General features: G+C 66.5%; 1 protein-coding gene. It reads left to right on the top strand.

Features of this window, described 5'->3' with window-relative positions:
- Positions 1-43 precede the first annotated feature (43 nt).
- Positions 44-1,479: site-specific integrase (locus tag ACX3P1_RS28045; protein WP_459083067.1), on the top strand; the 1,436-nt coding region annotated here is incomplete at its 3' end.

A 1,479-nucleotide genomic window follows, 5' to 3' on the forward strand; every position in this document is an offset into this window, starting at 1 on the left:
CGATAATGTTGCCTTATCGTTCGTTATGCCATAGCCTGCGCCAATGGCCCGAAACCTCGATCAAACCCCCGAAAATCGTACGCGGCAGCGCTCTGCTGCGGCCCACAGCCCGGCGGCCGGCGTCGATCCTGGCGCCGCCCAGCCAGCGGCCGACGACTGTCTCGACGACGAGCTGCCCGACATCGTCGAGGTCGTGCGCGCCATGGGCCAGGCGCCGCACGCGCCGCAAAGCGACGAAGCCCTCCGCGATGGCCCCCAGCCCGTGGGGCGTTCGCAGTCCTTCGAAAAGTCCGCCGGACCTTCCGATACGGCCGAAGGCGCACCGGATGCTCATCGTTCGTCGCTCGAAAAGCGTTCGCAGGCTCACCGTTGGCTTTCCATCGGCAATACCGACCACTCCACTGCCCGGCAGCCGGCGTCCGGTTCAGAACAAACGTCCGATTTGGGGCCGATGTCTGAGCCGGAGCCGTCGTCTGGCCCGGGGCCGACGTTCGGCTCGCAGCCAACGTTTGGCCTGCCGGCGCATCTGGAAACCCTGGCCGATCGCGCCCGGTCCTACGTCGAGGCGGCGAGCTCCGTCAATACGCGGCGCGCCTATGCCGCCGACTGGAAGCATTTTTGCGCCTGGGCGCGGCGGCAGAATCTCGAGGTGTTGCCGCCCGATCCGCAGACTGTCGGGCTTTACATTACCGCACAGGCCTCCGGCGGCGCCGCGGGAACAGGGGATAAAAATAAAAAAACGGTGTCGACGATCGAGCGGCGGCTGTCGGCGCTGAGCTGGAATTATGCGCAGCGCGGCCAGAAGCTGGATCGCAAGGACCGGCATATCGCCACCGTCATGGCCGGCATTCGCAACAGCCACGCCGCCCCGCCCCGGCAGAAGGAAGCGATCCTGCCCGAAGACCTCATCGCCATGCTCGAAACCCTCGACCGGGGGACTTTGCGCGGCCTCAGGGACCGCGCCATGCTTCTGCTCGGCTTTGCCGGCGGCCTGCGCCGCTCCGAAATCGTCGCCCTGGATTGTTTGCGCGATCAGACCGAGGACGGCGGCGGTTGGGTCGAAGTTTTGGACAAAGGCATTCTGGTCACCTTGCGGGGCAAAACCGGATGGCGCGAGGTCGAGGTCGGCCGCGGCTCGGCCGACGCCACCTGCCCGGTGGTGGCGCTGGACACCTGGCTGAAATTCGCCAGGATTAGCCACGGCCCGCTGTTTCGTCGTGTCACCGGCCAGGGCAGAAAAGTCGGCCCCGACCGGCTCAACGCACAGGAAGTCGCGCGCCTGGTCAAGCGGGCAGCGCTTGCCGCCGGCGTGCGCGGCGACCTGTCCGAAGGCGAGCGGGCGCAAAAGTTCTCCGGGCATTCTCTGCGGGCTGGCCTCGCCTCCTCGGCCGAAGTCGACGAGCGCTATGTGCAAAAGCAACTCGGCCACGCTAGCGCCGAAATGACACGCAAATACCAGCGCCGAAGGGATCGGTTCAG

This window comes from Mesorhizobium sp. A623 (assembly GCF_054489405.1).